This is a genomic window from Fervidicella metallireducens AeB (genome assembly GCF_000601455.1).
In the GTDB taxonomy this organism is placed as follows: Bacteria; Bacillota; Clostridia; order Clostridiales; family Caloramatoraceae; genus Fervidicella; species Fervidicella metallireducens.
Genome location: NZ_AZQP01000066.1, coordinates 1 through 8,210, shown reverse-complemented (window position 1 = coordinate 8,210; position 8,210 = coordinate 1). Strand labels below are relative to the sequence as shown.

The window sequence follows — 8,210 nt, the reverse complement described above, 5'->3', positions numbered from 1 at the left end:
ATGTCGCAGCGACTTGTATATAATAGCATTCTTATAATTTTTATCTCAATTAATTATTTATTATTATATAAATTTATACGCATTTTTCGTCAAAATTCTCACTTTTTCATTATAAATCTATTATTGATACTCCTGGAAGTGTTGTTTTAAATGAAGGAATATTTTAAAGAATATAGTTAAATATTTATATATCTATATTGTTAAAAAGTGGCTATAAAGCATTTATATTACTCATAGCCACTATAATATATATTTATCAGATTTATATAATTGTTTAATCACTTATTTTTAGCTTTTTATTATCTTTATTTCATAAACCTAAAACCTCATGATTTTTCTGTTAAGATTTTCTTTTTCCATTGCTATTTCAAATTCATAACTATTTCTTTGAATTTTCTTCCTCTTTCAGCGAAATCCTTAAACATATCAAAACTTGCACATGCAGGCGATAATGCAACTATATCTCCCTTCTCAGAAGCAAGATAAGCCTTATTAACCGCGTCCTCAAGAGAATCAACCTCTATGATAGGTAATTTAATATTTCTCTCTTCAGCTTCTTTGAGAAATGCATTTCTGATCTTTTCCTTTGTAAGTCCCATTAAGATAAGAACCTTAATTCTTTCTATTCCTTCCTTGGCTAACTCATCAAATGGTATTTTCTTATCATATCCTCCAGCAATCAATACTATCTTTTGATTAAAAGATTTTAAATTTGCAATTGTTCTTGTAGGACTAGATGCAATTGAATCATTATAGAATCTTACACCATTTATTTCTCTTACAAATTCTATTCTATGTTCAACTCCTGTAAAGCTAGTGGCCACCTTTCTCATACTTTCAATAGAAGTACTTCCATATACAGCAGCAAAAGCAGTAAGAAGATTTTCTATATTATGCATACCTAAGAGTTTAACTTCATCTTTTTTACAAACTATCTCACCATTTACAACTAATTTATCATCTTCTAAATACGCAAATGCTCCTTTATCATTAGTACTAAACATTCTAAGTTCATTTCTAACATCATTCTTCATTGAATACGTTATATCATTATCTCTATTTAAAACAACTATGCCATTGCTATCTTGATGAGCAAATATATTCTTCTTTGCATTTACATACTCATTCATATCCTTATGTATATCTAAATGATTTGGACTTAAGTTTGTTATTACTGCTACATCTGTTGAATATTCACATTCCATTAATTGAAAACTTGATAATTCAACTACAACGTAATCATCTTCATCAATCTCTTCAATTATAGGGAATAAAGGCTTACCAATATTCCCACCTAAAAATACTTTGTAGCCCTCTTGCTTTAAAATTTCGTGTATTAATGTCGTCGTTGTTGTTTTTCCATCACTACCAGTAACCCCATAAATTTTACAAGGACAATATTTTAAAAATTCCTTCATCTCAGTAGTTATATATGCACCCTTTTCTTTTTCTTTTTCCAAATATTCATTGTTTGGCATTAAGGATGGTGCCCTAAAAATCACCTCGCATCCCTCTACACCTTTAAGGTGATCTACTCCTAATCTTAATGCTACTCCTATTTCTAATAGTTCTCGTTCTAAATCTCCAAGGGTTTCCCTCTTATCACAAGCTACTACACTTGCCCCTAAACCCACTAACATCTTGATAAGTGGCGTGTTACTTACACCTAAACCTACAACTGCAACTTTTTTTCCTTTTATAAACTGCTTAAATTCGTAAAAATTCTTTTTCAAAATTCACCCTCCAGTTCGTTTTTAGAATATATATATTTAATTTTATGAAAACATAATCTGTTTGTTTCTTTTTATTAAAGCCAACTGATTAAATAAAATTTATAAAATAACATTTTAATCATGCCTAATGTGTTCTAATCCTTGATTAAATAATTGGACAACATGATTATCCTGTAATGAGTAGTAAACTACTTTTCCCTCTTTTCTATGTTTCACTAATCTAGAGTTCCTTAAAATTCTCAGTTGATGCGAAACTGCTGATTGCGACATATTTATTATACTTGCAATATCACATACACATAGTTCTGTCCGGGATATTGCATGTAAAATTTTTATCCTGGTTCCATCTCCTAATACCTTAAATAATTCTTGAAGTTTTGTAACTTCATCACCTTTTATAAAATCTCTTTTTACATCCTCAACCTTTTCTACATGAACTATATTTTCTTCGCAGACATCATTACATTTCATAAGTATCACCACTTTTTACTTTCTTAGTATATATATTTTACATCAAAATACCAAAAAAGAAAAACAGGAGGAATTTTTCCTCCTGTTTTATTTCATCTCAGGTAAACTTTCAATGTCAAATCCTATACCTTCAATACATTCTGCACCGTTTTTATCATTAACAATTCTTACATTTGTTAATTCTCCTCTTTTTATCATATATACAGCCTGTTCATTATCTATAATAGAACCAGTGTTTAACTCGTATCCGATTATATTTCTTTCTGAGTCTCTTATTATTTCTTTTACTTCTAAATTTTTCATAGTTATGCCTATACCTCCTATTTATATTTCTTGCATATTATCTAAATTATTGAATTTATTTCCATCTGGCATATTTTTCAAAAACTTTTCACCATTCTTAGATACACCTATAATTACGCCATCAATCTTACCTTCTTCAGCAAATTTCACTGCTTCTTTTTTATCTATAATTTTGTTATTATCCAATTTATATGAAATAATTTCACCATTACTATCATGTTTAACACCTATTATTTTGAACATATATAAAGTCTCCTTTTTGTTTTAATTTGTGTTTAGTAAATTCTTCTTACCATTTTCATTTACATTTTCTGATAATTCATATATTACCCTTCTCCCGTATTCATTAACTCCCAGTATAGCTCCACTAATTTCTCCAGAATGAACTAACTCAAAAGCTTTATCCTTTGTAACCATTTCACCTGTATTTAACTGATATGTTTCTATTTCTCCATTTTTATCATACTTAACAGCTGTAATTTTACGCACTCGTTATCCCTCCCATGGTTATTTTGTGATAAGGATCATTTTTATATGTATTATTATTTCTTTTTTAGTAATGAATTTTATTTATATATTACTTATTATTGAAAAACAATTTTGTAAAATGCTTTATCATATATCAGTCTATTTTATTTTTAAAAAAATATATTTTAATTGGGGTGATATATTTGTTATTGATTTTTGCTGTTATTTTCTCTATAATCTCAATAATCATTTCCTATAAGAAACATGAAGAAAAAGAAATTTATTTAATGCCGAAATTGATTGGGTTTTATTTTCTATCAATTACCACCATATCGATTAACTCTATTTACCCGATTCCAATAGGTTTCATTATTTCATTCGTTTTAGCAGATATCTCTAATATTAATAAAACTTCTAAAAAATTATGTGCTTTATTAGGTTTATGTAATGTTATTATATGTGCTACACTATATTATTTTTTTGAATAGTATTGTTTTAATTAGATTCCATTAAAATATTTTTTATATTTTTTTGTATAACATATTGCATTTTATTTTATATATATGTTATACTTAATTTGTAATAATTCTTAACGCAATCAAGAACCCTTTCATATAACATATCCCCATGATTGAACCCTATTAACTAACCTAAGCCAGGCAAACCCCCTGGCTCCTTTTTTATATCTTTCATTTGGTGCATATTAATATAAAAAATATATTCTAAAACAATTAACAAACTGTGTATAACTAAGCAATATATTATCTTAACTTTTCCACAAGATACTTTCGAAATTTTCTCTATTAATGAACATTATATTTTATAAAAAAAGTTATACAATTATTCAAGATGTTCTAGAATATAAACTTATCTATAGAAAAATTACACCGTATAGTTAGTCTAAAAATATAGGCTATCACCCATCAAGAGTTACATATTAGAATTCTTATGTTTATATAGATTACTTAGTATAATCGGTATAATATGTGGATAATCTAAGTGTATGTGAAGGTGATAGTTTATGTATGTGCAAGAAGTAAAACTTGATGAATATAAAAGAAGTTATATATTATTAGATGATAATGGGATGCCAGTATTATCAGCAGTGAAATATATAAAGTATTTAGATAATACCGGTAAGAGCTTTAATACAATAAGAGCATATTGTTATGCTTTGAAACTGTATCATTGTTTCCTGGAGGAAAAAAATTTGGATTTATATAAAATTACAATAAGCAATTTAGAGGATTACGTTGGATGGCTTAAAAACCCATTTGGTACAGATAAAGTTGCAAGCATAGTACCTTTAGAAGCTAGTCGAACTGCGAAAACAATAAATAATAACATTACTATTGTATTGGGTTATTATGATTATTTATACCGGATAGGAATGATGGATAAAAATATAAAAGATAAAACTACTAAATATATATCAGGGGTAAGGCCTAATTATAAAGGCTTTTTATATCATATAACAAAGGGAAGTCCTGAAGCAAGAAATATACTTAAAGTCAAAGAACCAAAAATGAGAATAAAGGTATTAACAAAAGAGCAAGTTGAATTAATATGTAATGAAACAACAAATATAAGAGATAAATTTCTTATTAGGTTACTTTTTGAAACTGGTATAAGAATTGGAGAAGCTCTTTCATTGTATATAGAAGATATGAAGTTCGATCATAACAACGGTCATAAATTTACACTTAAATACCGTAAAGATCTTGCTAATGGAGCAAGACTAAAAACAGGTGAACGAGACATTTTTATATCTCAGGAACTGATGGATTTATTCGATGATTATGAATATAAAATTTTAGATGAACTAGAAATAGACACTAACTTTGTTTTTGTTAAGTTAAAGGGTGAAAATAAAGGGCAACCTATGGAATATAAAGATGTGGCTGCATTGTTCAATACTTTAAAAATGAGAACAGGGATAGATATCCATGCACATTTGCTAAGGCATACGCATGCAACAATTTTCTTTCAAGAAACTAAGGATATAAAAGGGGTACAGGAACGTTTGGGACATAAACAGATTCAAACAACTATGAATATGTATATTCACTTATCTGATGAAGAACTAAGAATGAAATGGGAGGCTGCACAACATAGGTTTACAATAAAAAAGGAAAGGGAAGATAATTAATGGCACAGGCTTAAAGGAAAATATGCAAGTTAAATTAATGGTTAAATACAATAGCAGCATCCAGGATTACAAAGAGAGACTTAAATATTATAATGTTTGTTCAATGAAAAGTAATATGCACATTAGTGAAGAATTTGAAACTGATTATTTTATAAAAAATAACACATGGGATGTAAATTTCTTCTTAAATATGGACCAATTCAAAATACAAGAGTCAAAGACATTAAAGAAAAAGAAAATATATTTTTTTGCATTCAAAAAAAAGTATAAAAGATGATTTTAAAGTGGTTATTCATGAAATGATAATGAAAAAAGATTACAGTATAGTAGGAGCAGTAAAATTATCTAGATATTTTACCAAAATAGGACAATTTTTAAAATGCCTATATTCAAACATATATAGTCTTCTTGAGTTAGATTTTAAAAAGGTAGAAATTGAATGGAGAACAGTTGGCTTGCAGAAAATTATTCTACCACAGATGAAAAGAGAATATTTAAACAGATATATAGCTATTATTATGATTTAATTATTCAGCCTGAAGAATGGGAAAAGGATATATGGAATATAGAAAAGATTAGAGAAACACATTATATTGATTATAACAGTAATTCTTCTATAGCAAAAACTCTTCATTTTGATAACATCAAAAATGTGTACTTTAGGGATATTTTTAAAAAATATATTAAGCAAAGATTATTAAGCAATAACCATTTTTCTTGGGGAACTGCATTTGTATATTCAGTAGCAATATCGAAATTTTTAAATGATATATCTGATAAAAATCCCTCATGGACAGATTTAAAAGAAATTCAAAGAAATAATATTGAGGACTATATGATCTTTCTCAATACATATGCAAATTCACCTAAAAATAAAATAAAAAATATAAAAGATTGGATTTTGAATAATATTATTTTTGTACAAAATTTCTAGAGGATATACAGGTCATGGAATATCCCGAGGCTCCAATAAAGGATGTAAGAAAACTAATATATCAAACTGACAAGCCATCTATTAATTATAAATCAGATTATCAAAAAATTAAGTATATTCCTGATGAAGTACTAGAGCAACTTATTCCTCATTTAAGTGAATTACCAGATAAAGTTAGAAATGCTGTTTGGATAATGTTTAAGACAGGTCTTAGGATATCTGATACTCTCAATCTAAGACAAGATTGTTTACTTAAAATAAACGGTAAGTATTGGATTGAAACAAACATACAAAAGACAGGTATAATGGGGCATAGAATACCTATTGATGAAGACTTAGCTCAAGTTATAGCAGGAATGATTAATAAAGTAAGAAATGAATTAAATACAAATACTAATCCATATGATTTAATTTTCCCAAGTGAAAGTATAAGAAGGGAAACAAAATCAATTACATCAAACTATGTAGCAAAAACTCTTAATAAAATTGCCAAGAAATATAATATTACAGATAATCAAGGAAATCCTTTTCATTTTAATAATCATAAATTTCGTCATACATATGCAGTGAAATTATTAAATTGTGGTACTGATATTATTACTATACAAGAGTTAATGGCTCATGCTTCTCCAGAAATGACATTGAGGTATGCTAGATTATTAGATGAAACTAAAAGAATAGCCTTTGATAATGCAGTAAAGAATGGTGTTTTTACTTTTGATGATAAGGATAATCTTATAGAGCAAAAAAATGGAGAACTTCCAATAAATATTTTAAATATGCTTTGGACCAATCATAAACTAAATGCAATTGAAACACCATATGGAACTTGCCTGCAAAGAATAAAGGGGAAATGTGAATATGCTAAACATCCACCTTGTTTAACTTGTAATAATGGTAGCCCATGTAAAGATCTTTGCGTAGGAGCAGTCGATTGGGATATTAAGAAATATGAAATACTAATAGAATCTACAAAGTCTATGATTAAGTTTTCAGAAGAATATGATAGAAAAGATTTAAAAAAAGAGAATGAAGAATTATTAAATCTGTATACTGATATTCTTGATAAAATATCATGTGGAAACCTTATTTATGGAAGATTGGATAGATTGAAGGAGGAGACCTTGTGAACTCAAAATCATATGATCGCCAGGAGCAGATAAAAGCACTACATGATACCAAGAAGAAGGCTACCCATGAAAAAGTAGATAAGGCTATTAAAAATCTTCTTTTTACTAAGCAACCTATTAATTTTAATAGCGTGGCAAAAGAAGCTGGAGTCTCCAAGGCTACACTTTATAATAATAAGGATATTAGGGATGATATAGAAAGATTTAGAAATAAGCAAAGATCTGTTTCCTCACCTGCACAGGTAAAATATGAAATGACTGAAAATAATAAAGATGCTATTATAGAGTCACTCAGAAGAAAAATTAAAAAATTAGATGAAGAAAATAAAAAATTAAAGGAGCAAGCAAAAGTAAACTTCGGAGAGTTGTACAAAAATATATAATTTTTTATTCTATAGAATAATATTTTCTAAAAGGGGTGTCGCCAACATTTCCGACTTAATGTGGCAGCTACCCCTTTTAGATTTACAGCAGCACTTTTAATCTGTTGATATGGCCAGTAGCAATGGTGCACATTTTAAAACATAATTTTACTAACAAAAACAAAAAGAGAAATTTTGAAATCCAAATTTTTATTAAGTAAAGAGGGTGTTAGATGTCTATCAACACTCTGAGGAGATACTCCAATAAAATATCTCCTATTTTTTGGAGTTATGTTATAAAAACAGAAACAGTTACGGCTTACCAATATTTTTAAATAACTTATAATTTGAACTGATATAAAGGATAAATGTTATTCTTTTATAAAAAACATGACTTTATGGATAATCAATCTATAATAACCATTAGATGGCATACATTACATAAATATTGCATTTATTTAATATTCATAATGTGTTAATATTTTAAAGATTCATAAATGTTAAATTAAAGTAATACGAAAAAATGAAAGGAGAATGAGAAGGAGGATGAAGAAAAACTTAAGAGCAGTAGCAGTATTTTTACTATTTACAGTAATTTTCACGTTTCTTCCAATTAAGGCCTTAGCTGAAGAAATAGAAAAAGTAACACCTGATACTGTA

At 27.6% G+C, this 8,210-nt stretch carries 10 protein-coding genes; 5 read left to right on the top strand and 5 right to left on the bottom strand.

Annotated elements, in window-relative coordinates; genetic code table 11:
* Positions 1 to 362 precede the first annotated feature (362 nt).
* The 5 genes from murD to Q428_RS12955 form a co-directional block, all read right to left on the bottom strand.
* The gene (gene murD / locus Q428_RS12975; protein WP_035381605.1) at positions 363 to 1,733 is read right to left on the bottom strand and encodes a UDP-N-acetylmuramoyl-L-alanine--D-glutamate ligase; all 1,371 of its coding nucleotides are present in this window, start codon (positions 1,731 to 1,733) and stop codon (positions 363 to 365) included.
* A 114-nt stretch (positions 1,734 to 1,847) separates the two neighbouring features.
* Positions 1,848 to 2,204 carry an ArsR/SmtB family transcription factor gene (locus Q428_RS12970; RefSeq protein WP_035381604.1) on the bottom strand — a complete coding sequence of 119 codons (357 nt, stop codon included), beginning with the start codon at positions 2,202 to 2,204 and terminating at the stop codon, positions 1,848 to 1,850.
* 87 nt (positions 2,205 to 2,291) lie between these two features.
* Positions 2,292 to 2,507 carry a DUF3892 domain-containing protein gene (locus tag Q428_RS12965; RefSeq protein WP_035381602.1) on the bottom strand — a complete coding sequence of 72 codons (216 nt, stop codon included), beginning with the start codon at positions 2,505 to 2,507 and terminating at the stop codon, positions 2,292 to 2,294.
* A 21-nt stretch (positions 2,508 to 2,528) separates the two neighbouring features.
* Positions 2,529 to 2,750, bottom strand: a complete 222-nt coding sequence (locus Q428_RS12960) for a DUF3892 domain-containing protein (protein ID WP_035381600.1) — start codon at positions 2,748 to 2,750, stop codon at positions 2,529 to 2,531.
* 21 nt (positions 2,751 to 2,771) lie between these two features.
* Entirely contained in the window at positions 2,772 to 2,996 is a 225-nt protein-coding gene (locus tag Q428_RS12955) for a DUF3892 domain-containing protein (RefSeq protein ID WP_035381598.1), read from the bottom strand.
* A gap of 1,000 nt (positions 2,997 to 3,996) precedes the next feature.
* Here Q428_RS12955 and Q428_RS12950 point away from each other — a divergent pair.
* The 5 genes from Q428_RS12950 (at position 3,997) to Q428_RS12935 (ending at position 7,571) form a co-directional block, all read left to right on the top strand.
* Entirely contained in the window at positions 3,997 to 5,124 is a 1,128-nt protein-coding gene (locus Q428_RS12950; RefSeq protein WP_035381596.1) for a tyrosine-type recombinase/integrase, read from the top strand.
* Positions 5,125 to 5,146: 22 nt separating this feature from the next.
* The gene (locus Q428_RS12945) at positions 5,147 to 5,401 is read left to right on the top strand and encodes a hypothetical protein (RefSeq protein WP_035381594.1); all 255 of its coding nucleotides are present in this window, start codon (positions 5,147 to 5,149) and stop codon (positions 5,399 to 5,401) included.
* Between the two features lie 162 nt (positions 5,402 to 5,563).
* The gene (locus Q428_RS14690) at positions 5,564 to 6,058 is read left to right on the top strand and encodes a hypothetical protein (protein WP_051515174.1); all 495 of its coding nucleotides are present in this window, start codon (positions 5,564 to 5,566) and stop codon (positions 6,056 to 6,058) included.
* Positions 6,059 to 6,072: 14 nt separating this feature from the next.
* Positions 6,073 to 7,188 (top strand): tyrosine-type recombinase/integrase, encoded by a 1,116-nt coding sequence (locus Q428_RS12940; protein WP_051515173.1) that lies wholly within the window; start codon positions 6,073 to 6,075, stop codon positions 7,186 to 7,188.
* A complete protein-coding gene (locus Q428_RS12935) occupies positions 7,185 to 7,571 on the top strand; it encodes a DUF6262 family protein (protein ID WP_035381592.1) in 387 nt (128 codons plus the stop codon). Before Q428_RS12940 ends, Q428_RS12935 begins: the two co-directional genes overlap by 4 nt.
* Positions 7,572 to 8,210: the final 639 nt, after the last annotated feature.